Source organism: Vibrio sp. HDW18, assembly GCF_011306175.1.
Classification (GTDB): domain Bacteria; phylum Pseudomonadota; class Gammaproteobacteria; order Enterobacterales; family Vibrionaceae; genus Vibrio; species Vibrio chanodichtyis.
Map to the genome: position 1 here is coordinate 552,487 of NZ_CP049913.1, position 25,236 is coordinate 577,722.

The 25,236-nt window shown below is 48.5% G+C and carries 21 protein-coding genes and 1 tRNA gene; 7 read left to right on the top strand and 15 right to left on the bottom strand.

Annotation, left to right across the window (positions count from 1 at the left end; translation table 11 throughout):
• The first annotated feature begins 1 nt into the window (after position 1).
• The gene (locus G7083_RS02635) at positions 2–442 is read left to right on the top strand and encodes a DUF411 domain-containing protein (protein WP_166013452.1); all 441 of its coding nucleotides are present in this window, start codon (positions 2–4) and stop codon (positions 440–442) included.
• A gap of 97 nt (positions 443–539) precedes the next feature.
• On the opposite strand, the gene G7083_RS02640 is transcribed toward G7083_RS02635, so the two are convergent.
• Both G7083_RS02640 and G7083_RS02645 read right to left on the bottom strand, forming a co-directional pair.
• A complete protein-coding gene (locus G7083_RS02640; RefSeq protein ID WP_166013453.1) occupies positions 540–3,191 on the bottom strand; it encodes a beta-N-acetylhexosaminidase in 2,652 nt (883 codons plus the stop codon).
• 744 nt (positions 3,192–3,935) lie between these two features.
• Positions 3,936–4,012 (bottom strand) — tRNA-Pro (locus tag G7083_RS02645).
• Between the two features lie 340 nt (positions 4,013–4,352).
• Between G7083_RS02645 and rluF the strand changes: the two genes are divergently transcribed.
• Positions 4,353–5,354 carry a 23S rRNA pseudouridine(2604) synthase RluF gene (gene rluF, locus G7083_RS02650; protein ID WP_166013454.1) on the top strand — a complete coding sequence of 334 codons (1,002 nt, stop codon included), beginning with the start codon at positions 4,353–4,355 and terminating at the stop codon, positions 5,352–5,354.
• 110 nt (positions 5,355–5,464) lie between these two features.
• On the opposite strand, the gene upp is transcribed toward rluF, so the two are convergent.
• A complete protein-coding gene (upp, locus tag G7083_RS02655) occupies positions 5,465–6,091 on the bottom strand; it encodes a uracil phosphoribosyltransferase (protein WP_166013455.1) in 627 nt (208 codons plus the stop codon).
• Between the two features lie 166 nt (positions 6,092–6,257).
• Here upp and purM point away from each other — a divergent pair, with 166 nt between their 5' ends.
• Both purM and purN read left to right on the top strand, forming a co-directional pair.
• On the top strand, positions 6,258–7,298 hold the full coding sequence (gene purM, locus G7083_RS02660; protein WP_166013456.1) for a phosphoribosylformylglycinamidine cyclo-ligase: 1,041 nt from the start codon (positions 6,258–6,260) through the stop codon (positions 7,296–7,298).
• Between the two features lie 2 nt (positions 7,299–7,300).
• On the top strand, positions 7,301–7,939 hold the full coding sequence (gene purN, locus G7083_RS02665) for a phosphoribosylglycinamide formyltransferase (protein WP_166013457.1): 639 nt from the start codon (positions 7,301–7,303) through the stop codon (positions 7,937–7,939).
• Positions 7,940–8,046: 107 nt separating this feature from the next.
• Here the strand turns inward: purN and G7083_RS02670 are convergent, their stop codons facing one another.
• The 4 genes from G7083_RS02670 to dnaQ all read right to left on the bottom strand — a co-directional run bounded on the left by G7083_RS02670 (position 8,047) and on the right by dnaQ (position 11,865).
• Positions 8,047–8,892: a class II glutamine amidotransferase gene (locus tag G7083_RS02670; RefSeq protein WP_166013458.1), complete on the bottom strand. Its 846-nt coding sequence runs from the start codon at positions 8,890–8,892 to the stop codon at positions 8,047–8,049.
• 78 nt (positions 8,893–8,970) lie between these two features.
• On the bottom strand, positions 8,971–9,546 hold the full coding sequence (gene lpcA / locus G7083_RS02675; RefSeq protein ID WP_166013459.1) for a D-sedoheptulose 7-phosphate isomerase: 576 nt from the start codon (positions 9,544–9,546) through the stop codon (positions 8,971–8,973).
• Positions 9,547–9,853: 307 nt separating this feature from the next.
• Complete coding sequence (locus G7083_RS02680; RefSeq protein ID WP_166013460.1) at positions 9,854–11,113, bottom strand: TIGR03503 family protein; 1,260 nt, start codon at positions 11,111–11,113, stop codon at positions 9,854–9,856.
• 8 nt (positions 11,114–11,121) lie between these two features.
• On the bottom strand, positions 11,122–11,865 hold the full coding sequence (gene dnaQ / locus G7083_RS02685; RefSeq protein WP_166013461.1) for a DNA polymerase III subunit epsilon: 744 nt from the start codon (positions 11,863–11,865) through the stop codon (positions 11,122–11,124).
• Between the two features lie 56 nt (positions 11,866–11,921).
• Between dnaQ and rnhA the strand changes: the two genes are divergently transcribed.
• Positions 11,922–12,392 carry a ribonuclease HI gene (gene rnhA, locus G7083_RS02690; protein WP_166013462.1) on the top strand — a complete coding sequence of 157 codons (471 nt, stop codon included), beginning with the start codon at positions 11,922–11,924 and terminating at the stop codon, positions 12,390–12,392.
• 50 nt (positions 12,393–12,442) lie between these two features.
• Here the strand turns inward: rnhA and G7083_RS02695 are convergent, their stop codons facing one another.
• On the bottom strand, positions 12,443–13,183 hold the full coding sequence (locus tag G7083_RS02695; protein WP_166013463.1) for a class I SAM-dependent methyltransferase: 741 nt from the start codon (positions 13,181–13,183) through the stop codon (positions 12,443–12,445).
• A gap of 36 nt (positions 13,184–13,219) precedes the next feature.
• Here G7083_RS02695 and gloB point away from each other — a divergent pair, with 36 nt between their 5' ends.
• Both gloB and G7083_RS02705 read left to right on the top strand, forming a co-directional pair.
• Positions 13,220–13,996, top strand: coding sequence for a hydroxyacylglutathione hydrolase (gene gloB, locus G7083_RS02700; protein ID WP_166013464.1), 777 nt, complete (start codon positions 13,220–13,222; stop codon positions 13,994–13,996).
• 70 nt (positions 13,997–14,066) lie between these two features.
• A complete protein-coding gene (locus G7083_RS02705; protein ID WP_166013465.1) occupies positions 14,067–15,656 on the top strand; it encodes a LysM peptidoglycan-binding domain-containing protein in 1,590 nt (529 codons plus the stop codon).
• On the opposite strand, the gene G7083_RS02710 is transcribed toward G7083_RS02705, so the two are convergent.
• From G7083_RS02710 to lpxB, 7 genes are all read right to left on the bottom strand, one after another.
• Positions 15,653–16,522, bottom strand: coding sequence for an endonuclease/exonuclease/phosphatase family protein (locus tag G7083_RS02710; protein ID WP_166013466.1), 870 nt, complete (start codon positions 16,520–16,522; stop codon positions 15,653–15,655). The two genes, G7083_RS02705 and G7083_RS02710, sit on opposite strands and share 4 nt — an antisense overlap.
• A gap of 193 nt (positions 16,523–16,715) precedes the next feature.
• On the bottom strand, positions 16,716–17,054 hold the full coding sequence (gene glnB / locus G7083_RS02715) for a nitrogen regulatory protein P-II (protein WP_000717796.1): 339 nt from the start codon (positions 17,052–17,054) through the stop codon (positions 16,716–16,718).
• A 173-nt stretch (positions 17,055–17,227) separates the two neighbouring features.
• The gene (tilS, locus tag G7083_RS02720; RefSeq protein ID WP_166013467.1) at positions 17,228–18,532 is read right to left on the bottom strand and encodes a tRNA lysidine(34) synthetase TilS; all 1,305 of its coding nucleotides are present in this window, start codon (positions 18,530–18,532) and stop codon (positions 17,228–17,230) included.
• 117 nt (positions 18,533–18,649) lie between these two features.
• Entirely contained in the window at positions 18,650–19,609 is a 960-nt protein-coding gene (accA, locus tag G7083_RS02725) for an acetyl-CoA carboxylase carboxyl transferase subunit alpha (RefSeq protein ID WP_166013468.1), read from the bottom strand.
• Positions 19,610–19,663: 54 nt separating this feature from the next.
• Entirely contained in the window at positions 19,664–23,143 is a 3,480-nt protein-coding gene (dnaE, locus tag G7083_RS02730) for a DNA polymerase III subunit alpha (RefSeq protein ID WP_166013469.1), read from the bottom strand.
• A 199-nt stretch (positions 23,144–23,342) separates the two neighbouring features.
• Positions 23,343–23,963 (bottom strand): ribonuclease HII, encoded by a 621-nt coding sequence (rnhB, locus tag G7083_RS02735; protein ID WP_166013470.1) that lies wholly within the window; start codon positions 23,961–23,963, stop codon positions 23,343–23,345.
• 18 nt (positions 23,964–23,981) lie between these two features.
• Entirely contained in the window at positions 23,982–25,127 is a 1,146-nt protein-coding gene (gene lpxB / locus G7083_RS02740) for a lipid-A-disaccharide synthase (protein WP_166013471.1), read from the bottom strand.
• Positions 25,128–25,236: the final 109 nt, after the last annotated feature.

Consider the following 25,236-nt stretch of genomic DNA (forward strand, 5'->3'; position numbering starts at 1 on the left):
CATGAAACGATCACTATTGACCTTTGTACTGCTTACCACCATTGCAGGGCAAGCGCTGGCTGTCGAGGTCATCAACCATAAATCCGCTTACTGTGGCTGCTGTAGCGAGTGGACGAAACACATGCAGCAACATGGCTTTAGCGTAAAAGAAGTTATCCATGAAGATATGGATGGCATCAAACAACAACTTGGCTTAGCCCCTAAGTTGGCTTCTTGCCACACTGCGGAAATCGGTGGCTATGTATTTGAAGGCCATATTCCGGCGCAAGATATTCAAGACTTTTTGGCTAACCCACCGAAAAATGCCAAAGGGCTCGCGGTACCGGGTATGCCGATGGGCTCACCGGGCATGGAATACGGTGATAAGAAAGACAGCTATACGGTTTACGCTTTTAATGAACACGGCCAAGTATTTGAGTACCGCTTCCACCAAGGTAATTAATCAACGCTGAGAATAGGGTTTGATTGGACGATAAAACAAAGCCTCCGCATGCGGAGGCTTTGATTATCCATTAAGTGAAATGTCGATCTCGCTGAGCTTATTTCAGCGAAGTCACTCGGCTGGTACGCTCACCGGTTGCCGATACCGAGCGGATCCAAACTTCTCCCGCTACGGCTGGCGCTTGTTGTGCGTCATAATTCAACCAAGTTTGACCATCCAATGAGTATTGCAGCGCGACACCAGGGAACTGAACGTTCATGGCCAAATGACCGTTCTCGATCTTCGCACCCGGAACAGGGAGGCGGTAATCAATGCCTGCTTTCTCAAGTTTAGCCAGCTCACGTTGACCGATCACGTTAGCAAAACGGTTCCAATCCGCATTAAGTGCTTTATGGTTGACACGTTGGGTCTGTTGTGAGTATTCAACCCCTACTTTATAGCTGTTTTCCCACTCAGCACGGTGCCATGCACGCTCAGCGGCAGCAAGAACACGTGGGAACACCATGTACTCATATTGCTCATCGGTACGTACCGTCTCTGACCAAAGCTGAGCTGACAAGCCGTAGAAAGGCTTACCTTTCACTTCGCCTTTGCCGCTGAAACCATTGCCATCACGATCCAATGAAGTCTCTGCGTTTTGTGGTAAGTTTTCTGGTGCAAAACCAAACATCTTACGTGTATCAGTTGCACGAGTTGCCCAGTAGTAACCGCGCTCTTTCGGATCCACTTCATAAGGCATATCCATGTAGACATAATCTGGGTTAGAGATGATCACATCGTAACCTTTCTCTGCCCACTCATACGCAGAGGCAGAGCCGCCCCAGTACAAGACATCCCAGAAGTTAACGCGGGTCGTTTCCGTTGCGAACGCTTGTTCACCCTCGCTGTACTTCAAGCCATCTTGCCAAGCTTGGAAGTTAGGAATCCCTTTCTCGGCCACCAACTTAGACACTTGCTCACCAAAGTAGCTTGGTAAGTGACCAAAATCGCTTACCGTGCCATTAGCAATCAAGTTTTGACACTGTGGTGAGCGGGCAAATGGCTTATCTTGCTTGCTCAGATCCAAGTTACCTTTCCAACTGACTGGCTCTTGGCTATTCACATCTTGGAAACCAGCACCGAGTTTGATGTTTTTCGCTTCATCGCCACCGAAGTGCCAAGTAGTCAATGGCATACCCGCTTCTTGGTGCATCGCCGCGACTTCTGTGATCACTTTATCAACAAAGCGTTTTGACGAATCCAAACATGGGTTGATAAAGCTCATGCGATCGTAAAACTGTACAGTGGTGACATTCGAAGTATCTTGCGGATCAAGCAGGCGGAACTCATTGGCTGCCGCTTCATCGCCTTGTTGCATCAAACGTTGGTAGCGAGCCTCCATCGAGACTAATGCAGCGCGAGCGTGGGCTGGCATATCAATTTCTGGGATCACTTCAATATGGCGCGCTTTAGCGTACTGTAGGATCTCCACATAATCTTGCTTGGTGAAATAGCCAGAACCAAAGTTATCGCTTGTTGGACCAGAACCTAGCTGTGGCAGTACACATTCGGTTTCGCTCAGGTCGAAACAGCGCTGCGCACCAATATCAGTTAACTCTGGCAAGCCAGGGATTTCAAGACGCCAGCCTTCATCATCGGTCAAGTGCAAATGCAGCTTGTTCATTTTGTACGCGGCCATCTGCTCTAAGGTCGCAAGAATCGCTTGTTTAGAGTGAAAGTTACGTGCCACGTCGACCATCACACCACGATAAGCAAAGCGTGGCGCATCGACAATTTCAACTTTAGGCAGTTGGCTCGCATTGGCCATATCGACTAAACCAAGCAGTGATTGCATGGCATAAAACGCGCCAGCTTGGTCAAAGGCGGTGACTTTAATTTGCTTGTCGGTAATGGCTAAACGGTAAGCACCAGACTTGGCCAGATCACCTTTGAATGTTTTCGGGCTGATCGCGATTTGAGTCGGTAACACCCCTTTTAGGTTGACACCCAGCAGCTCCGCACGTGCATTGAGCGCCTTAGTTTGCTCGGCATCAAACGCTTGGCTTGGCAGCGCAATCCCTTTGGCAATCGATACTGATCCGGATTGGGTTTTTACTTGTAGTGGAGTTGGGATCAGCGCGCTCGCAACATCTTGCATCGCTACATCACTGTTCTTTTCAAAGCGAGATACCGCTTGAGCAAACACGTTGTTATCACTTGGCGTACGCTTAAGATTTTCGCCCTCAAGCCCAGAGACAAAGCTCGCCACATCTTCAGTATTCAGCGAAGCAATCACTTTTGGTTCAGCATCAGGTGCGGTCACAAAAGCACCTGGCATAAAGTCGGTATCAAACAGTGTCCAGTATTCGCCAATCAGCGGTAACGTCACTGTTTCACCAGCAGCAAAGCCAGCAAATTTTTCGGTCGGCTCCAGTTTGTGCAGGTCGCCGGTGACACGAGTAATTTTGAACTGATCGTTGCCCACATCGAGGATAAGACGAATGCTGTGGAAATAAATCGCCCAATCTTTTGAGTTAACTGCTTCACCGCGATTGACCAAAGTCATATTAACTTGGTTACAAGAGGCCCACTCCGCTTCCAGAGTTTGACAAGCAAGGCCATTATCCGCGCCATGATTGTCAATCACCTGATAACGAACATCGAGATTGTTGGCCAGAGCATTGACCACATCTTGTGGTGAAGAGGTAGTTAGCGCACAGCCACTTAATGAGGCGAGTACTGCGAGAGAGATAAGACTCTTGTTCAACATAATAGTTACCCTAAATTAGTGAATGATGATGAGTGCTCTGCCTGCACCCAATCTCAAAACGACATCAGCCAATGGCTTTACCTTAAATTCAGGCATATTTAGCGGCACTTTTTTCTAAGCGCAAAATTAATCCTTTACGCCAGTGATCTTGTTCAAACTTTACAAATTGACATCAAAATAAAAATCAATATTGTCAATAACATACAAACATCGTCAAAAACGGAACTTCATTTTTGACGAGTTTTACTTAACCTAGATCACACTTTAAAATCTCATCCCCATGCAAAATAGTGAGCCAAATCACACCTAGCGATCCAAACAATGCGTGAAATCGCTCGAACAAATCAGTAAAACGTGATCATCATCATCATTCGCACTCCGTCAAAAACGTTAATTTAGAGCAAAAATGACGTTTTTGTCGCAACACAAGAATGGCGATTCCACGATGCAAATACCATCATTCGCTCCACAACCACAGCGAGAACCACAATTCGGTATAGTGATATACCATTAATTTACTCGTCAACGAGTGATGATAACTAGACAGATGAGCGTATCGGCCAAGCAACAATCGCTAAATGAAAATTGCCACTAGCAAAATAACCAACTCAACAGATCTAATGGGATAGCTCTAATGCATAGCGGTGGTTGGCCGATGAAGGAACGGACCATTCGAGGTAACAGGCAGGATACAGGAAAATAAAAAGCAAAAAGGCCCCAGCATAAATGCTGAGGCCTTAAATATGGTCGGTGAAGAGGGATTCGAACCCCCGACCCTCTGGTCCCAAACCAGATGCGCTACCAAGCTGCGCTATTCACCGGAACGTTGGGTATATTACTCGTTATGATTAGAAGCGCAACCCTTATGGTGATACTTTCTGTGCAAGTCAGCGCGTTTGCTCAAAAGTTCAGCACTACAGTGCAAGCTAGTGGGTTGAGACTTAATTTTCAGCCCATAATAATAGCAAAGGATTGGACAATCATCTTACAGACCACCATTTAGCTACAAGCTGGTACTGAACACCGAAAAATCCCCCACCATCAATAACACACTAAACTTAAGCAGAAACGTCTTGGCTACACGACTAAAGCTGCTAGAATGCGCGGATTTTGTGCAGCAGATGCTGCACCACCATCCGTTGTGAAACGTGAGGAAATTGTATGTCGCAACCCACCGAAAAACGCCTGAACAAATTCATTAGTGAAACGGGCTACTGCTCACGCCGAGAAGCAGACAAACTGATTGAACAAGGCCGAGTGACGCTAAATGGCTTCCCCCCACAAGTGGGCAGTAAAGTCACTGAGCAAGATGAGATCTGTATTGATGGCAAACCGCTACGAGCCAAAGAGCGTCCGATCTATATCGCACTAAATAAACCAACCGGGATCACTTGTACTACCGAGCGTGATATTGCCGGTAATATTGTCGATTTCATTGGCCACCGTAAACGTATTTTCCCAATTGGCCGCTTGGATAAGCCTTCTGATGGATTAATTTTCCTAACCAATGATGGCGATATCGTCAATAAAATTCTACGCGCCGGCAATCACCACGAGAAAGAGTATGTGGTGCGCGTAGATAAGATGATCACCGCTGAATTTATCCAGCAGATGTCGGCGGGCGTCAACATCCTCGATACTATTACCCTGCCGTGTAAAGTCACCCAAGAAACGCCTTATTCGTTTCGGATCGTGCTGACCCAAGGGCTTAACCGCCAAATTCGCCGTATGTGTGAAGCATTAGGCTATGAGGTGTTTAAACTACGGCGGGTACGGATCATGAACATCACCTTAGATGGGATCCCGAACGGAAAATGGCGCTATTTAACCGAAACGGAAGTGAGCGAAATTCTGGCGATGTGTGAAGGCTCAAGTGGTACTGAAGAAGCATCTCAAGTCGCCTCAAATGGTGACGTAATTAAACGCGCCACCGATGCCAAACTGTTTGATAGTCGAGATGCAAATCGTGAATCGAAAGCACGCCGCAATCCAAAAACCTATCACGGTAACAATGCCCAACAATTTCGCCATGCGCCAAACTCGAAAAAAGCGCAGCACCGTCCAGAGCGCGCAACGACAACGCATGCCAGCGGTAACAGTTCCAACCCAACCAAACCCACACCACGTACTGGGGGTACTTTGAGCCTAAGAAAGTCCAAATAACTCGTCATGTACCACGAACACAACCAAGGGAAGCCATGGCTTCCCTTGGTTTATATTCGAGACTAATCCAAGATTCAGTGGAGCATTGTTAACTCAACCCGTTGATAGGATTACTTGGTGCCAAAAATCTTATCGCCTGCGTCACCGAGTCCCGGAACGATATAACCCTTATCATTGAGCTTTTCATCAATCGCTGCGGTATACAGTTCAACATCCGGGTGAGCTTTTTCTAATGCAGCAATCCCTTCTGGTGCCGCGACCAGCACCAGCACTTTGATCTGCTGACAACCTTTCTCTTTTAGTAGATCAATGGTGGCAATCATCGAACCACCGGTAGCCAGCATAGGGTCAACCACCAGTGCAATACGCTCTTCAATGTTCGAAGCCAGTTTATTAAAGTAAGGAACCGGCTCAAGAGTCTCTTCATCACGATAGATCCCAACTACGCTGATCCGCGCGCTAGGAATGTGCTCTAAAACACCATCCATCATGCCAAGACCCGCACGCAAAATCGGCACCACAGTGACTTTCTTGCCTTTGATTTGATCCACTTCAACTGGACCATTCCAGCCCTCGATCGTCACTTTTTCAGTTTCAAAGTCAGACGTTGCTTCATAAGTCAGCAGGCTGCCAACCTCGGTCGCCAGCTCGCGAAAACGCTTAGTGCTAATGTCGCCTTCACGCATCAGGCCAAGTTTGTGTTTTACAAGAGGGTGCTTAACTTCAACAATTTTCATGTCCAACTCCGGCTTCATTAATTTAAACCTGCGGATTATACACTGATTTATGGATTTTTTTCGATGCTAAAACCGGATAAAAACCTTACGCAAACGTTTTCCTTTTTGTTTTAAGCCCTGTAGAATAGCGCCGTTTTCATATCCAACTAGACCGAGGAACTTCCCCGTGAACGGTAATAATCCATCTCTCAGCTATAAAGATGCAGGTGTCGATATTGATGCAGGTAATGCACTCGTTGAACGAATTAAAGGTGCAGTGAAGCGTACCCGTCGCCCTGAAGTTATGGGTGGCCTAGGCGGTTTTGGCGCACTGTGTGAGCTACCAACCAAATATAAACATCCTGTTTTAGTCTCTGGTACAGACGGCGTAGGCACCAAATTGCGTCTCGCACTGGATATGAAAAAACATGACACCATCGGTGTCGATCTGGTCGCCATGTGTGTCAATGACTTGATCGTACAAGGCGCAGAGCCCCTGTTCTTCCTCGATTATTATGCGACCGGCAAACTGGATGTCGATACTGCCGCAGAAGTGATTACTGGGATTGCCGATGGCTGTTTACAAGCGGGTTGTGCACTGATTGGTGGCGAAACCGCAGAAATGCCGGGCATGTACGAAGGCGAAGATTACGATGTGGCTGGCTTTTGCGTCGGCGTGGTGGAAAAAGAAGCGATCATCGATGGCAGCAAAGTACAAATCGGTGATGCACTGATCGCGGTTGGCTCAAGCGGCCCACACTCTAATGGTTACTCCTTAGTACGTAAGATTTTAGAAGTCTCTAAAGCCGATAAGAATGAGCTGTTGGCAGGCAAAACCATTGGTGAGCACTTACTTGCACCTACTAAGATTTATATCAAATCAGGCCTAAAACTGATCGCCGAACATGACATTCACGCCATCTCACACATTACTGGTGGCGGCTTCTGGGAAAATATTCCTCGCGTGCTGCCGGAAGGCACCAAAGCGGTGATCGATGGTAACAGCTGGGAATGGCCAGTAATTTTCCAATGGCTACAACAAAAAGGTAATGTCACCACCCATGAAATGTACCGCACTTTCAACTGTGGGGTTGGCCTCATCATTGCACTGCCCAAAGCACAAGCACAAGCGGCCGTCGCTCTGCTGCAAGCCGAAGGCGAAAACGCTTGGGTGATCGGTGAAATCGCAGCCGCGCATGGAGATCAAGCACAGGTAGAGATCAACTAATCATGAAAAGCATTGTTGTTTTAATTTCGGGAAACGGAACCAATCTACAGGCGATCATGGATGCTTGTGAAACCAGTATTCAAGGTGGCAAAGTAACGGCTGTGTTTTCCAATAAAGCAACAGCTTACGGTTTAGAACGCGCCAAACAGGCTGGCGCTGCCACCTGTTTTATTGCTCCTCAAGCTTATCCAACCCGCGATGCCTTTGATGACGCATTGATGTCGCAAATCGACCTGTTTGCGCCTGATTTAGTGGTGTTGGCAGGTTATATGCGCATCCTAAGTGGAGAATTTGTTCGCCACTACCAAGGCCGAATGATCAATATTCATCCTTCACTTTTGCCTAAATATCCCGGTTTGAATACTTATCAACGCGCGATTCATGCCGGTGATGAAGAGCATGGAACCAGTGTGCATTTTGTGACTGAGCAGCTCGATGGTGGCCCAGTGATTTTGCAAGCCAAAGTGCCGATTTTCGAGCAAGATAGTGTCGAAGAGCTGACGGCTCGGGTGCAAGATCAAGAGCACCGCATCTACCCTCTCGTCGTGAAATGGTTTGTCGAAGGACGCTTAACCATGCAACAAGGCAAAGCCTATCTCGATGGTGAAATGCTTGGCATGCATGGCTACGCGGCCGAATAATCTCAAATCGAAAAGGGTTGAAATCATTCAACCCTTTGTTTTTATAGCCTTATTTTCCAAATGACATCTCAAAACAACTTGGCGTTGCCGATAGGAAGTGCTATCGCTTAATCGAGTGGTTGCTTTGAAGTCTGATATCCCGGTCGCCCCGGCGCAACATCCACATCCATCAACCAATGTGCATTATCTTCAATCCGTTCTCCAAAATGGAAAAATGCGAATTGTCCCGGCTTCATAGGCTGCCAAGTTTCATTACCAGTTAGCGGTTGAGTGGCGATCACTGACACCACATCATTCGGCGTGGTTTCTTCTTGGAAATTAATCTCGACATCTTCATCAAGCAGTGCCGCGCGGCCAAATGGCGCGCGGCGCGTGATCCAGTACAAATGGTTGGTACAATACGCCATCACATATTCGCCGTTAGACAGCAGCATATTAAAGACACCAAGTGCTTTAAGCTCATCACAACACTGCGCCACATAGCGCAGCATTTCAGGCCAATCTTGTGGACCTTCGGGATAACGCTGCTCCATTTGATTCAACAACCAACAAAACGCCAGTTCGCTGTCCGTTTCACCGACCGGTCGATGACGTCCAGTGACCAAGCTTTGATAACCCGTCAGTTGGCCATTATGGGCAAATGTCCAGTATTGTCCCCATAACTCACGGGTAAATGGATGAGTATTTTCAAGACTCACTCCCCCACGGTTGGCCTGACGAATGTGGCTGATCACCGCACAACTTTTGATCGGATACTGCAAAACTAACTCGGCAATTTTGGATTGGCAGCTCGGTTGCGGATCTTTAAAGGTGCGACAACCTTTGCCTTCATAAAAAGTGATACCCCAGCCATCACGATGTGGGCCAGTTTTTCCACCACGCTGCACTAAGCCTTTAAAACTAAAACAGATATCGGTGGGTACATTCGCGCTCATGCCGAGCAATTCACACATGGTTTAAACCACTCCTGATGAGAATTGATCCTTTCTTTAACCAAGCACCCAGCGATGATGGCTGGGCACGGGTCAGCCTTATGCCATCTCTTTTTCAATCAACTGAATGATGATGTGAATGATCTTAATATGCACTTCTTGAATACGGTCAGCATAACCAAAATGGGGGACACGGATCTCAATATCTGCCACGCCAGCCATCTTGCCACCATCTTTACCAGTCAGAGCAATGGTTTTCATCCCTTTGGCTTGCGCAGCTTCAATCGCTTTGAGAATATTGCCTGAATTGCCTGATGTCGACAGACCAAACAGCACATCGCCTTTGCTACCAACCGCTTCAACATAGCGAGAAAAAACAAAATCGTATCCAAAATCGTTACTCACACAAGAGATGTGGCTTGGATCTGAAATCGCGATCCCAGGATAACCAGGGCGATTTTCACGATAGCGACCAGTCAACTCTTCCGCAAAATGCATGGCATCACAATGGGATCCACCATTACCACAAGACAGCACTTTACCACCTTGCTTAAACGAATCCGCAATCAGTTTCGCCGCGGCGGCAATTTGCGCAATGTTATGATCATCGCTTAAAAATTGTTGTAAAACCTCAGCAGCTTCATTCAGTTCATTACGAATTAAATCCTGGTACATAACGCATCTCTCTTATGATGATTTTCATTTTGGGTGATTCAGGCTGATCCGAACCGAGCACAATCAGTCCTGCTATTCAATTGACATGAGTTTACCCAAACCAGCCAAGCTGTCGAGCATCAAACGGTAAGATTGACCACGAGCCGACAATCCGTCATGGATCAGTTGACATTTAGCGGCTGAAACAACAACAGGGAGATAGCCTCTCCCTGTTGTGATTAGGGTGAGCGAACCTAGCCAACACCGCTGTAGCTTCAAGTAGAAAGGGGATACCCGATCAGCCCCACTGATAACTCGATGGGTAGCATCACTTGCTGTTTTTATTGGGCATATTCAATTGCATCGGTGGCTGCTGTACTTTCTCGCGTTTGATTTTGCGCAGTACAAACCAACCGGTTAGGGCTAACATCAACACCACAAGATTTCCGAGTATAATGTAGATGATGGTACGGCTGCGCTGTGCTTCACGCATTTGCAGCATGCGCAGCTCTTGTTCCTGCTGTAGACGCAGCGCCTCTTCCTGTTGCTGGATCCGGCGAACTTCAGCAAGATTTAACTCATCCACCACACTGTAAGTCTGATCGGCGATCGGAAAATAGAGTTCACGCTGCGCAGCCAGCTCAGTGGCCCAAACTTTGCCATGCCAAGCATAATGACCCAATTCCCCTTGATAAGGAATCGTCACCTTGGTGGTCAGGGCACTTTTCTCCGCTTGAGCCTGTACCAGATAGTCGTCTTGGTAAGGATGACGATGAACAATATGCGCTAATAATGAGCCGGGCTCAATCATACCTTGCTCTCCGGTGAGCATCACTTGATGCGGCGTGCCGCTGACCCGTGATTGAATAAAGGTAGTCAATATAGGATTGGGATAGACCAATACTTGTTGCTCTTGAGCGCGCAGGAACACACCATTACCTGAGGTAATACGCACCCGATATTTACCCGGCTCCACCGCCATAGCTAACCCAACCGTAAATACGCCATCACCGGGTTTTTCATCCAGCAACTGGCCATCATCGGCAAATTCGCCAATCACAACTGGGATCGGCCGCGCCTCTTTCGCCAATGACTCTTCATTATCAATATATTTAGTAAAGGTGACTTTAAGATGTACTCGATCTAAAAAATCCCGCAACAATAGCGGTTGCCCATTTGAGGTTAAGCGAGCCGTGAATTTTAGCTCCTCTCCTTGAAACACGCGACTGGGTAAGACATCACTGGTCAACTGCAGATCTGAGATCAGTTTGATGTGGTTTTTAGGTGTCACTTTACCAATCGCTTGCCAAGGTCCTGGCATCGGATCATCAATCGAAATGATGTCCATCGATGGCTCTTGATACCAGCGAACATAGTCTGGATTACGCCACTGATAATATTTGCGCCCATCGGGGCGCACTAACACCACAGGTTGTGAATTATTTTCGCGGTAAATCACGAAAGTGATTTGCGAAATACTCGGATCGACGCGAAATCGGTTATCAAGCAGCGACAGACTCGACGACTGGTTAGCAAAACCACTGAAACTGATCCAACATCCCACTATTAACGCGAGAATCCTCAACATAACCACTCCTAATTACGCCACAGGCAAGTGCCACTTTGGGCCACCAGATCTAAACGATCTTGATGTGCTTGTAATTCATCGGCGCTGGCATACAAAACCTTTAATGCTTTTTGTGCTGCACGAGCTCGGGTTAGTGATTCTGCGCTCAGATCGCCACTATTTTGCGTGGCTGATGAAAATTGCAATGAGGTTTGCCCACCGGTCATCAATAGATAAACGTCAGCCAAAATCTCCGCATCGAGCAAAGCGCCGTGCAACGTTCGGTGCGAATTATCGATCCCGTAGCGTTCACACAGAATATCTAAGTTATTGCGTTTACCGGGAAAAATTCGCTTGGCCATCGCCAAGGTATCGGTCACTTTACAAAAATCGCTAGTTTTGCCCGTCGTTGGACCGAGTTTGGCAAATTCATAATCCATAAAGCCAACGTCAAACGGTGCGTTATGCGCCACCAGCTCCGCGCCATTGATAAAGGCTAGAAACTCGGCATGAACCTCTTTGTACTGTGGCTTATCACGCAAAAATTCATCGGTAATACCGTGAATTTCAATCGCTTCCAGTTGGATCTCACGATCCGGTTTTAAATAGACATGAAAATGCCGCCCGGTCAATTTACGGTTGATGATTTCAACTGCACCAATTTCGATGATGCGATGCCCTTCATAATGGGGGCCGCCTTCGCGGTTCATACCGGTGGTTTCGGTATCGAGGACTACGATGCGTTGGTATTCTGCATTGTTGCTGGTATTCATGAGGATATCTATGTCAGACTATGCCAATTCTTTGCGTGACCCAATAGTATCAAATCATGAACAAACAGGTGGAAATTTTCACTGATGGCTCCTGCCTTGGCAATCCGGGGCCTGGTGGCTACGGCGTCGTTATGCGCTATAAGCAAATCGAAAAAACACTGGCAGGCGGTTATCGCCTCACCACCAACAATCGGATGGAAATGCTGGCTGCGATCATGGCATTGCAAGCGCTTAGAGAACCCTGCCGCGTGATTCTCACTACAGATAGTCAATATGTTCGCCAAGGCATTACGCAATGGATCCACAATTGGAAACTGCGCGGCTGGAAAACCGCGGATAAAAAGCCGGTTAAAAATGCCGACCTATGGCAAGCGCTTGATCGTGAAACATCACGCCATCAAGTTGAGTGGCGCTGGGTCAAAGGCCATGCGGGACATCGCGAAAATGAAATGTGTGATGAGCTTGCTCGCCAAGCGGCCGAAAATCCCACTGACGACGATACCGGCTATCAACCAGAAGCCAAATAACGCGGCATACTGACTGAATTAAAAACGTACCAATGAAAGTGAGTCACGACTCATTGTTGCGATTTGCTGTCGACTCGGTAATTGACTCCAAGCGGAGTCAAGCGACGCTTCAAGCGCCATTGAGATCGCAGCGGTTTGAGCAGGCAGGTTCGTTTGCGGGCCACGATAAAATAGAGACTGCCAAGTGCGACGCTAGACTCACCAACTAGACCATTTTCTAACCAAGTCGACAATGGACGATATTTGTGAATCGGCAACAAAGCATATTGCTCACACGCTACCACTTGGTAGTTGAGCACGCTCAACCAATCTTTGATCCGATTAGGGGTGAACATCCGCCCACTCCACGGTAAATTATTTTTACGCCAAGGCATTAAACTCGCCAGACCAACCCAACTGATCGGATTAAAACCGGTGATAATCATATAACCATCGTCAATCAACACCCGATCAACCTCACGTAATAAACCGTGCGGATCATGGCTGTAATCGAGTTGATGGGCCAAAATCGCCACATCAATACTCTTTTCTAAAAAAGGCAATTGGTAGCAATCGGCGATCACGGTATGCAGTGGATTGTTCACATCGAGATGGACTTGATGTTGAATATTGCAGGTACAACTGGCAAGCTCACAACTCAGACCGCCGAGCTTTAACATATGGTAGCCAAACAATTTAGGGCACCATTCATCTAAACGGGTCTGGATCGACTCGCTGACCCAATCGCCATTTTTTAGTTGCGACCATGAGTGTGGAGTTTCAAGCGCTTTATCACTGCGTGCTGGTTTCATTGCTCACCGCCTCATCAAGGTAACCGGAGACAACTCATGTTACAGATCAAAAGCATACCCGCATTTAACGACAATTACATCTGGCTGCTGCAAAATAACCAACGCGACTGCATTGTGGTTGATCCGGGAGACGCAGCGCCCGTCATCGCCTATCTGAGCCAACATCAATTACACCTAAAAGCGATCTTAATTACCCATCATCATCATGATCATATGGGGGGGATCAGCCAGTTGGTGCAGCAATTCCCCAATACGCTTGTCATCGGTCCAAAGCAGGAGTCGATCGCGGGCTTAACTCATCCAGTGCAAGATGGCGATCAAATTGAGCTATTGGATCACCCCTTTACGGTGATTGGCTTGCCCGGGCATACCTTAGGTCACCTTGGTTATCTTAGCCAGCTTGGTTATCTTGGTCAGGAGCACCTATTTTGTGGTGATGTACTATTTTCCGCTGGCTGTGGCCGGGTCTTTGAAGGCACCATGCAACAGATGTTTACCTCGCTCAACCGCCTGCTCGCGCTACCCGAACAAACCCAAGTGTATAGCGCACATGAATACACAGCTTCTAATCTGGCATTTGCTCTCGCCGTAGAGCCAGATAACCAAAACTTGCGTATTTATCATCAGGAAGTCAGTCAATTACGCGCCGATAACCAACCGACACTTCCCACCACCTTAGCCCGCGAAAAGTTGATCAACCCATTCTTGCGCACCGAGCAGCCCAGTGTCATGCGCGCAGTTGCCAACCGAGCCGCCAGCACCGATCCGCTCGCAATCTTTAGCGCATTGCGTGAATGGAAGAATGAATTTTAACGTTTACGCTTGTCACCCCTAGCGGCTGGCAAGTATCATCAGCAGCCATGAATAATAAGGGCTGTGTTACATGCGAGTTAAATTCAGTTGGGTATTGGCATTGCTGCTGGTCGGCTGTCAAACCCCCCAACCAGTGGATACCACCACATCCGATGCGCAAGCGGTAAACCCAGCGGCGCCAGCGGTCAAGGTGAAAAAAGTACGTCCAGCACACGATCCCTCACTCTCGGTTGAAGTGACGGAAAGTGTGGTTGAAGAAGTGACGCTATCACCACAACAACAATCTGATGTGTGGCAACGTATTGCCATGCAGTTAACTCTGGGCATACCAAAAGATCCGAGTGTCGATACTTACCGCGAATGGTTTATTAAAAATCCCCGTCACTTGCAGGCCATTGCCAGTCGTGCCGAGCCATTTTTGTATCTGATCACCGAAAAAGTCGAGCAGCGTGGTCTACCGATGGAATTGGCTCTGTTGCCGATTGTCGAAAGCTCATTTGACCCATTTGCCTATTCACATGGCAGTGCCGCAGGATTGTGGCAGTTTGTGCCTGCCACTGGCAAGCGCTATGGACTGACCCAAAATTTCTGGTATGACGGAAGACGAGATGTAGCAGCGGCTACTGATGCAGCGCTCGATTACTTGACTGTTCTCAATCAACATTTTAAGGGCGATTGGCAGCATGCGATTGCCGCTTATAACAGTGGTGAAGGGCGTGTGGCGCGTGCGATCAAAACCAATCAACAAGCGGGAAAATCCATCGATTTTTTCTCACTTAATTTACCAAAAGAAACCAGCAGTTATGTGCCAAAACTGCTCGCATTAGCCGATGTAATTGCCAATCAAGAGCGCTATGGTCTTTCGATTCCACCCATCGCAAACCGTCCAGTGTTGAGTTTGGTGGATCCGAAAGAGCAATTGGATCTGGCGATTGCCGCGCAATATGCCGGGCTGACCGTCAAAGAGCTGCAAAGCTTTAACCCGGCCTATAATCAATGGGCCACTGCTCCTAATGGGCCACATCAATTACTGATCCCGATTGAAAACGTTGAGCGCTTTCATCAAGCGATCGAAGAGAACCGTGGCAAGGGCATCAAGGTGGTGCGCTATCAGGTAAAAGCGGGCGACACACTCAGCAGCATTGCCAATAAATACCACACCACCACCAAAGTGATTAAAACCGCCAACCAAATTACCAGCCCACAAATTCGGATTGGTGATCATTTACTGGTGCCAACCTCAGTCAAAGATGAGAAGGCTTACGCGCTGAGTGTCAATAATCGGCTGGCAAAAACTCAAGCCGCTCCACGTGGCCAATATCAAGTTACGCATACCGTCAATACTGGTGAAAGCCTGTGGGCGATTGCCAAACGATACAATGTCTCTTATCAATCGCTCGCCAAGTGGAATGGTATGGCACCGAAGGATGCGCTGCGTAGCGGACAAAAATTGGTGATTTGGAAGGATACCAAACCGACTGGCGTGATGCGCACCGTAAACTATAAAGTGCGCTCTGGTGATTCGTTGAGCAGCATTGCCAATAAATTCAAAGTCAAAACCGCCGATATTGTTAAATGGAATGGCTTAAACAACCAAAAATATCTCCGCCCGGGCCAACAACTCAAACTGTATGTTGATGTCACGAAAATCAGTGCCTAGTCGCTCGGTGGATCAACTAAACGAAAGCTGACCAGCAGTGGATTATGATCAGAAGCGCCCGATTTGGGCGCTTGTGCGTTTTCAAGCACCAAGCCACGATAAAAAATATGATCCAACGCCAAGCCATTAATAAATTGGCTGCGATGATCTGGCGTAAAAGCGACAGCTTGTAACCCAAGCGCCGCTAATTTAGCATCCAATAGTGCCATGCGAGCTTCACTCCAACTGTTAAAATCCCCCGCCACAATCATTGGCCCACTCCAAGCTTCAAGCAGCTTCAGCAGCGTGCCAAGCTGCTGCTGATATTCCTTCGTGCCATAACTGAAGTTCACCGCATGTAAATTCACCACCGCTAACTGCTGCTGGTTACTGAGCGGATAACGCGCATAAATCGCCGATTTCGGGAGCCGTAACCAAGGTTCTTGCTGGGTATAAGCACACGCAAGGCTCGGCATAACTTGGGCTAAATTGATCACTCCAGCCGCTTCGCCAAACACGGTAAATGCTCGCGTTTGGGTACCAGCCCAATCATGTTGGCGGATCCACTGTTCGAATGCAGGGCTAAGATTGGCTTCTTGTAACAAAAGCAGTTGCCGATCAACACTCAGCGCGCTGAGCTCAGTTGACCAATCAGGGCGATTTTGCTTATAGATATTCCAAACTAAAAGATTGAGCTGCCCTTGTTGATCTAGGCTGTGTTGCTGAACATCTTGATAACAGTGCAGCGACTCGCTGATCTGATCGCGCTGGATCACCAGTAATTCTGGCTGGTTAGGAATGGTGAATAGGTGATAAAAAGCCAGCACACCTGCTACCACTAACAGTGACAGCCCTAGCGATACTCGCGTGTAGCATTGCTTACTCAAATCTTGCCCTCAAAATACAGCCGGTATTCAAGAATACACTGTCCATCGCCACAGCATTTATTTTCCAATCAACCGATTTTAAAAGCTGAACTTATGTTCAAAACTTAGCTGATTTTCCAAATGGCAGGAGCTGAAAAATAGAATAAGGAGCCGCAGCTCCTTATTATCAATCTGATCAACTGGTGATGAAAGGTTAGATCGCATCCTCATCTTCTTCACCAGTACGAATACGTACCACCCGCTCAACACTAGTGATGAAAATTTTGCCGTCACCAATTTTACCGGTTTGCGCGGTTTCAATAATGGTATCTACGCAGCGATCCGCGACATCATCCGTCACCACGATCTCAAGCTTAACCTTGGGCAGAAAATCCACCATATACTCTGCACCACGATACAACTCAGTGTGCCCTTTTTGACGGCCAAATCCTTTGACTTCAGACACGGTCATTCCGGTAATGCCAACTTCGGCCAATGCCTCGCGCACATCATCGAGTTTAAATGGCTTAATAATGGCTTCAATTTTTTTCATGTTCATCCCTTAAACGACTGTCACTGCTCGGCATTATCTGTCAGCTATTCTCAACAATCAATAAAAAGCCCATACTGGTTAGCTTGTGTTGCAATGCTCTGCATGGTCTGACTTTCGCATCGCCTCTTATGCGATGGCCCTTCGATCACCGCGATAGATTCAAAGATCCAAATTCAAGACTTAGACCAAATCAATTCACCCTCTTGCCCACTCCACGCCCGATCGACAAATAAGCCCGCGACACAAACTACTTGCTGTTGATACATCAAGATCGGGATTTGACGCCGCAACCAACTCGGCACCCCATATTCCTGATAGAGCTTTTTCAGTTTACGCGAACCCACTCGCCCCACCGGACAAGCTTGCAAGCCCTGTGGATCAAAACTGACCCACAGTTGACTCGCCTCTGCTGGCCATTTGAGATAACCCGTAGAATTTTTTTGCAAGGTAAGCCAACCTAAATCATGTGGCAACTTCAGCGCTTGATCGGCGACGATGGCACTGCGCCAAGCCGTCACATCAAGCCTAGGTTGCACCACATACAAGCGCTGCTGAAAACGGCGCACTTCGATATGATCAAGCTTTAATTGAGGATTGGCATCTTGGCGGGCCAACGCAACCTCATGCCACAGTCGTTCAGTATGTTGCCGGCTTGGCATCGGCAATTGCTGATCAGCAAACCAAGCGCGGAGCAGTTGACGGCGCATGGCGGGGCTGCAGTTGAGCAAATCGGCAATCGCCAGTGAACCATCTGCCGCCAGCGCTTGGTGTAACCTTTCCTGCAGCAGCTCTTGCAGTAGTGACTCTTGCTCGGCGCACAGTTCGGCGCTGCGCTGCACCGCTTGGCGGATCGCTGGCCAGCGCTGACTCAGCAGCGGCGCTACCTGATGGCGCAAAAAATTACGCTCATAGCGAGTATCAAAGTTACTTTCATCCGTCACCCAGCTCAATGAGTGCTGCACGGCGTACGCTTCAATCTGCTCACGGCTCACCATCAATAATGGACGTGCTAGATGTCCCAATCCAAAGGGCGCATAAGCAGCCATCGCCGCTAACCCTTTCGGACCACTGCCACGTTTTAGGGCCAGCAAAACAGTTTCCAGTTGATCATCGGCATGCTGACCAAGCAACAGCAACGTGTCATTATCGATATACGGAGTCAATGCTTGATAACGCGCTTCACGCGCCATCTGTTCAATGCTATCACCGCGATTAATCGCCAGTTGCACATATTCAACTTGGCATTCCACAGCCACTTCACGCGCCCACACTTGGCAGTTTTTCGCCCATTGATCGGCATGTGGGCTCAGACCATGATGCACATGCACGGCGGCCACTTGCCAGCCAAATTCATCCCGCCCGCGGGCCAACAGTGCCAGTAACACGCGAGAATCGACCCCACCACTCAATGCCAGCACCAATTGGCGAAAGGGATAGCGGGCCATTTGCTGTACAAAATGAAGATAGAGATCGCTCATAAGCTACACCGAATTCAAAACCGTGGCGCAAGTGTATCGCTTGAGCCTAGAAAAACCAAAGGGCTGGCACTCGCCAACCCTTGTGTTTATAGACGCGATGCCTTAACGGCTCGGCCATCAACAGTAACCGTAATTCATCAAACGCTGATAACGGCGCTCAAGCAAGTTTTGCGGATTCAGCTGATCGAGATCGGCTAACTGACGCAGCAAAGTCGCTTTAACATTTTGTGCCGTCTGTACATGGTTACGATGCGCGCCACCCAGTGGTTCAGCAATAATTTCATCAATCAATTCCAGCTCTTTCAGGCGTGGCGCAATCAAGCCCATCGCTTCGGCAGCTTGCGGGGCTTTATCAGAATCACGCCATAAGATTGAGGCACAACCTTCGGGGGAAATAACGGAATAGGTCGAATATTGCAGCATATTCACATAGTCACCAACCCCAATCGCTAATGCGCCACCAGAGCCACCTTCACCAACCACGTTACAAATCACCGGCACTTTAAGACCAGACATCACCTTGAGGTTTCTCGCAATCGCTTCCGATTGACCGCGCTCTTCCGCGCCCACCCCTGGGTATGCACCCGCCGTGTCGATGAAGGTAATGATCGGCATATTGAAACGCTCAGCCATCTGCATTAAACGCAGTGCTTTGCGGTAACCTTCTGGTTTTGGCATGCCAAAGTTGCGACGCACTTTTTCACGGGTTTCACGACCTTTCTGGTGACCAATCACCATCACCGCACGACCATCCAGTCGCGCAATGCCACCGACAATCGCTTTATCATCAGCGAAAGCACGATCACCAGCCAGCTCATCAAATTCAGTGAAAATATGGTTAAGGTAATCCAGCGTGTAAGGACGCTGTGGATGACGCGCTAATTGCGCCACTTGCCAAGCCCCTAAATCACTGAAAATTTTCTTTTTCAGCTCAAGGCTTTTTTTCTCAAGCTGTTCGAGTTCTTTGTCGAGATCCACCGATGGGCTCGTACTGTGACGAGACACATCACGCAGCGCCTGAATTTTCGTTTCCAGTTCGACTATCGGTTTTTCAAAATCAAGAAAATTGAGGCTCATCTATCGATCCTTTCTGACTCAGCCAGGCCTCCTTTAGTGGGCACCGGCTGAATTTTAGTTAAATTCGAGTTCTACCTGATCCTGACCAAGTAGCTGCTTTAATTCGTCTAACAATGTATCGCTGGGCGTGACTCGCCACTCTGTGCCTAAGGTTAGGCGCGCTCGTGCATCTGGGCGCTGGTAGTATACATTGACCGGTACAGTTCCGGCGCGGTGAGGTTCCAGTATCTGACTAAAACGCTCAAAAAAGAGTGGATCAATCTGCGACTGTAAAATCGAAATCGATAAACCACGGGCAAATTTTTCACGTGCACCACCCAAGTCCATCAGTTCACGCGCCGACATTTTAAGCCCGCCATTGAAGTCATCAAAGCTGACCTGTCCACTAACAACCAGAATTTTATCTTTTTCTAACCAATCTGCATACCGATCCAACGCTTCAGAGTACAGCATCACTTCCATACGCCCAGAACGATCATCTAAAGTCAGTAAACCGATCCGCGTGCCACGTTTGGTGGTCATCACCCGCGCGGCTATGACTAAACCGGCTACGGTTAATGACTGATCGCGGCGAGTCGGTGCCGCTTCGTTCAAACGACAACTGGTGTATTGGCTCAGCTCTTTGAGATACTCATCCACCGGATGCCCAGTCAGATACAGACCAAGCGTTTCCCGTTCGCCTTCTAAGCGCACTTTTTCTGGCCATTCGGGTGCTTGGGTATATTTTTGCTCAACCTCTTCTGGCGCATCGGTCAGCACGCCAAACATATCCGCTTGTCCAAATGCTTCGGCTTGGTGATGTTGGCTGGCTGCGCGTACCGCATCATCCACGGATGCCATCATCGCCGCACGGTGCGGGCCTAATTTATCTAACGCGCCAGCCAGAATCAATTTTTCAATCACCCGCTTGTTGACCTTTTTCAGATCAATCCGCGCGCAGAAATCAAATAAATCTTTAAAATAACCCTGTTGTTGACGCGCAGCGAGGATCGCTTCAATCGGACCTTCACCCACCCCTTTAATCGCGCCGATACCATACACAATCGCCCCATTATCATCGACGTTAAAACGATACAAACCAGAGTTAATATCGGGGGGCAATACGGTTAAGCCCATGTTTTTGCACTCATCGACCAAACCGACCACTTTTTCGGTGTTGTCCATATCGGCGGTCATTACCGCCGCCATGAATTCTGCTGGGTAGTGAGTCTTTAACCATAAGGTTTGGTAAGAAACTAAAGCATAAGCGGCCGAGTGCGATTTGTTAAATCCATATCCGGCGAATTTCTCCACCAGATCGAAGATCTTCATTGCCAGTTCGCCATCGACACCGTTTTGTTCGGCACCATCTTGGAATACCGCCCGCTGCTTGGCCATCTCTTCTGGCTTTTTCTTACCCATCGCACGGCGCAGCATATCTGCTCCACCCAAAGTGTAACCAGAGAGAACCTGCGCAATCTGCATCACTTGTTCTTGATACAAAATAATGCCGTAGGTTGGCTCTAAGATCTCTTTGAGCGACTCATGTTGCCATTTTTCATCAGGATACGAGATTGCTTCACGGCCATGTTTACGGTCGATAAAGTTATCCACCATCCCCGATTGCAGCGGCCCCGGACGAAACAGCGCCACTAGAGCGATAATATCTTCAAAACAGTCCGGCTGTAGCCGCTTGATCAGCTCTTTCATGCCGCGTGATTCAAGCTGAAATACCGCGGTGGTTTTAGCATCTTGCAGATTGCGGAACGAACGCGCATCGTCGAGTGGGATCGCTTCAATCCGGATTGGTGCCGCACCGGTTTTTTGCAAGCGTGGGTTAATCAAGCCTAGCGCCCAATCAATAATGGTCAGGGTGCGTAAGCCTAGAAAGTCAAATTTGACTAATCCTGCAGTTTCAACATCGTTTTTATCAAACTGAGTGACTGGGAAGTTGCCCTCCGCATCGCAGTAAATCGGCGCAAAATCGGTGATCGCAGTGGGCGAAATCACCACTCCGCCTGCGTGCTTGCCGGCGTTACGGGTACAGCCTTCCAGAATGCGACATTTATCGATCAGCTCTTTAACTTCTTCATCCGCGTCATACAGCTCTTGCAACGCGGGCTCGGCGATAAAGGCTTTTTCCAGCGTCATGCCCGGATCGGGCGGGACTAATTTGGAAATCCGATCGACAAAGCCAAACGGATGACCGAGTACGCGTCCCACATCACGGATCACCGCTTTGGCAGCCATAGTACCGAAAGTAATGATTTGTGATACCGCATCACGACCATACATTTCGGCAACGTGATCAATCACTTGGTCACGCTTATCCATACAGAAATCGACGTCAAAGTCGGGCATCGATACCCGCTCTGGGTTCAAGAAACGTTCGAACAGCAGATCGTATTCCAATGGGTCAAGATCGGTAATTTTCAGCGCATACGCCACCAATGAACCTGCGCCCGAGCCCCGCCCCGGCCCCACTGGTATATCATTATCTTTTGACCACTGGATAAACTCCATTACGATCAAAAAGTAGCCAGGAAAGCCCATCTGGTTGATCACATCCAGCTCAATTTGTAATCGCTCATCATACTCTGGGCGACGCTGGGCACGCACTTGTGGATCCGGGAACAGAAATTCGAGCCGCTCTTCCAACCCTTGGCGAGATTTCATCACTAAGAAATTTTCAATCGCCATGCCATCGGTTGGAAAATTGGGCAGGAAATATTCGCCTAAGCGGACAGTTACGTTACAACGCTTAGCAATCTCGACACTGTTTTGCAGCGCGGCAGGAAGATCGGCAAACAGCTCACACATCTCCGCTTCACTGCGCAAATACTGTTTCGGGCTGTAATTTTTCGGACGACGTGGATCTTCCAGCGTGTAGCCATCATGGATCGCAACACGAATTTCGTGCGCTTCAAACGACTCTTCGCTGATAAACACCACTTCATTGGTTGCAACCACCGGCAACTGATACTGTTCAGCCACTTCTAACGCAAAATGTAGGTAGCTCTCTTCATCGGCACGCCCGGTACGGATCAGTTCGAGGTAGAAATGATCGGCAAAGTGAGTCTGATAAAACTCTACGCACTGTGCCACTTGCTGTTGATTGCCTTTGAGTAACGCGCGCCCTAGCTCACCACTTTTCCCCCCAGAGAGTACGATCAGCCCTGCGGCGTGTTCCACCAACCACGCTTTATCCAACACCGGTTGATGCTGGACATGGCCTCGTAGATAGGCTTTAGAAATCAATAAAGTGAGGTTTTTATAACCGAGATTATCTTTGGCGAGCAGGGTCAGCTTGGTCAGCTCGTCACCAAACTCTTGCGATTGCAGCATGAAGTCCGCGCCGATGATCGGCTTAACCCCGCAGTTATGGGCGGTACTGTAAAATTTTACTAAACCGCATAGGTTGGTGAAGTCGGTCAATGCCATGGCGGGCATGCCCATGGCGGCAACTTTTTTCACCAACGGCGAAACTTTGGACAAACCATCCACCATCGAAAAATCACTGTGGGTACGTAAGTGGATGAATTTTGGGTCTGACATGCAAGGAGTATCCAAATCTTAGGCAACGCAATTGCGCCCTATTCTATACCAAAACTACTTGGAGTTGCAGGTAGGCGGCAAGAGTGTGAATCCCCATGAGCATAGATAAACTATGTGATTGGGGTGAACCAACGTAGCCAACACCGCTGCAGCTTCAATTAGCAAGGGGATACGTTAATCTGCGTTGGCTTTCAGTTGCTTATTGTCGGCTAAGGGCTCGTTTTACCGGACCAAAGCTTGTACGGTGTTGGGCAATTACGCCATGCTGCTCAATCGCGGCTAAATGTGCAGCCGTCGGGTAGCCTTTGTGCTGAGCAAAGCCAAATTGCGGATATTGCTCATCCAGCGCTTGCATCTCTTGATCGCGGATCACTTTGGCTAAAATCGAAGCAGCACTGATTTGTGCTACACGCAAATCACCTTTGACCACCGCTTGAGCATCCATCGGCAGTTGTGGCACTTTATTACCATCCACCAACACTAAATCCGGCTGCAGCGCCAACCCTGCCACCGCACGCTGCATTGCAACCAGCGTCGCTTGCAGGATGTTGAGTTGATCAATCTCTTGCGGCGAACAGCGACCAATTGACCAAGCTAAGGCTTTTTGCTGAATCTCAGGAAATAGCGCTAAACGTTTTTTTTCGCTGAGTTTTTTCGAATCATTCAAACCGATGATCGGCTGATTGGGATCGAGGATCACCGCAGCAGTGACCACATCCCCGACTAAAGGGCCACGCCCAACTTCGTCTACCCCAGCAATCAAGGTATAGCCGGTGGGGATCTGAAATGGAGTCAGTTCAATGCTTGGTTGCTTGGCCATGTTGGTTTCTCAATCTTATTAATTTTGTTGCTCAATCAAACGCAGTACGGCTTGCGCAGCTTGTTGATCGGCATCTTTACGGATCCATTGATGCATTTCGGTAAATTTGTTCATCAAGGCTTGATTATCATTGTCGAGCAAACGGCTCACTTCATGGTAAAGATTGTCGACCGTGCAATTCTCTTGCAGCAGCTCTTTGACCAACGCTTCACCGGCCAAAATATTCGGCAATGAGACATAAGGCGTTTTCAGCAGCCGTTTCGCCAGCCAGGCCGTCAAGGCATTCACACGATAGCCAACCACCATTGGCCGTTTGAGTAACATGCACTCGAGGGCCACAGTACCGGAAGCCAGCATCACTACATCGGCCGCGGTGATCACATCCCGCGCGGTATCATCCACCAATACAAAATTAAGCTCTGGGGCGACTTGCTGCCAAGCCTGTTCAAACTGTGCACGCCGTTTGGCATTCACTAAAGCGACCACAAAGCCAAGATCGGGATAACGGGCATGCAGTTTTTGACACGTGGCGATAAAGGGTTCAGCCAGCAGCTTCATTTCACCACCACGACTGCCGGGCAATACGGCTAACCAACGACGTTGCTGATCTAAGCCGAGTAACTGACGCGCCGCTGATTGATCCGGCTGTAGTGGAAGCGAGTCGGCTAAGGTGTGGCCGATAAACTCGCACGGCACTTGAAAGCGATCGTAAAACGCTTTCTCAAACGGTAGAAAAGCTAAGACTAAATCAGTGGCCGCCGCAATACCGTGGATCCGATTTTGTCGCCAAGCCCACACCGATGGACTGACGTAATGCACGGTTTTAATGCCCGCTTGTTTGAGGCTCAGCTCAAGGCGTAAATTAAAATCCGGTGCATCAATGCCGACGAAGACATCTGGCGGATTGGCGGTGAAATATTTAACCAATTCAGCTTTGACTTTTAGTAACCGTGGCAAACGCCCCAGCACTTCAACCAACCCCATCACCGCCAGCTCTTCCATATCAAATAGAGATTGGCAGCCAAGCGCGATCATTTTCGGCCCACCGATGCCAACAAATTCAGCCTCTGGATACCGTGCACGTATCGCTTGGATTAAGCCGGCACCTAAGGTATCACCGGAGAGTTCACCCGCAACGATGCCGATCCGTAATGGTTTGTTCATCCTATTTCCTCTGGCGTTTTATCTAACATCGCCCTATTCGCTACCGGTTAAAAAAGGCAAAAGACCGCAGCAAAGCAGCGATCTTTTAATAACTCGGTAAGAGCGCAAC

Bases quoted from the DNA above. Each gene is read 5' to 3' on its own strand.
- rluF (WP_166013454.1), top strand. From the start codon at position 4,353: ATGTCGCAACCCACCGAAAAACGCCTGAACAAATTCATTAGTGAAACG.
- tilS (WP_166013467.1), bottom strand. From the start codon at position 18,532: ATGAGCGATCTCTATCTTCATTTTGTACAGCAAATGGCCCGCTATCCC.
- lpxB (WP_166013471.1), bottom strand. From the start codon at position 25,127: ATGAACAAACCATTACGGATCGGCATCGTTGCGGGTGAACTCTCCGGT.
- gloB (WP_166013464.1), top strand. From the start codon at position 13,220: ATGTTACAGATCAAAAGCATACCCGCATTTAACGACAATTACATCTGG.
- lpcA (WP_166013459.1), bottom strand. From the start codon at position 9,546: ATGTACCAGGATTTAATTCGTAATGAACTGAATGAAGCTGCTGAGGTT.
- glnB (WP_000717796.1), bottom strand. From the start codon at position 17,054: ATGAAAAAAATTGAAGCCATTATTAAGCCATTTAAACTCGATGATGTG.
- G7083_RS02680 (WP_166013460.1), bottom strand. From the start codon at position 11,113: ATGTTGAGGATTCTCGCGTTAATAGTGGGATGTTGGATCAGTTTCAGT.
- G7083_RS02670 (WP_166013458.1), bottom strand. From the start codon at position 8,892: ATGTGTGAATTGCTCGGCATGAGCGCGAATGTACCCACCGATATCTGT.
- accA (WP_166013468.1), bottom strand. From the start codon at position 19,609: ATGAGCCTCAATTTTCTTGATTTTGAAAAACCGATAGTCGAACTGGAA.
- purN (WP_166013457.1), top strand. From the start codon at position 7,301: ATGAAAAGCATTGTTGTTTTAATTTCGGGAAACGGAACCAATCTACAG.
- dnaE (WP_166013469.1), bottom strand. From the start codon at position 23,143: ATGTCAGACCCAAAATTCATCCACTTACGTACCCACAGTGATTTTTCG.
- G7083_RS02705 (WP_166013465.1), top strand. From the start codon at position 14,067: ATGCGAGTTAAATTCAGTTGGGTATTGGCATTGCTGCTGGTCGGCTGT.
- upp (WP_166013455.1), bottom strand. From the start codon at position 6,091: ATGAAAATTGTTGAAGTTAAGCACCCTCTTGTAAAACACAAACTTGGC.
- G7083_RS02695 (WP_166013463.1), bottom strand. From the start codon at position 13,183: ATGAAACCAGCACGCAGTGATAAAGCGCTTGAAACTCCACACTCATGG.
- G7083_RS02635 (WP_166013452.1), top strand. From the start codon at position 2: ATGAAACGATCACTATTGACCTTTGTACTGCTTACCACCATTGCAGGG.
- G7083_RS02640 (WP_166013453.1), bottom strand. From the start codon at position 3,191: ATGTTGAACAAGAGTCTTATCTCTCTCGCAGTACTCGCCTCATTAAGT.
- rnhB (WP_166013470.1), bottom strand. From the start codon at position 23,963: ATGGCCAAGCAACCAAGCATTGAACTGACTCCATTTCAGATCCCCACC.
- rnhA (WP_166013462.1), top strand. From the start codon at position 11,922: ATGAACAAACAGGTGGAAATTTTCACTGATGGCTCCTGCCTTGGCAAT.
- dnaQ (WP_166013461.1), bottom strand. From the start codon at position 11,865: ATGAATACCAGCAACAATGCAGAATACCAACGCATCGTAGTCCTCGAT.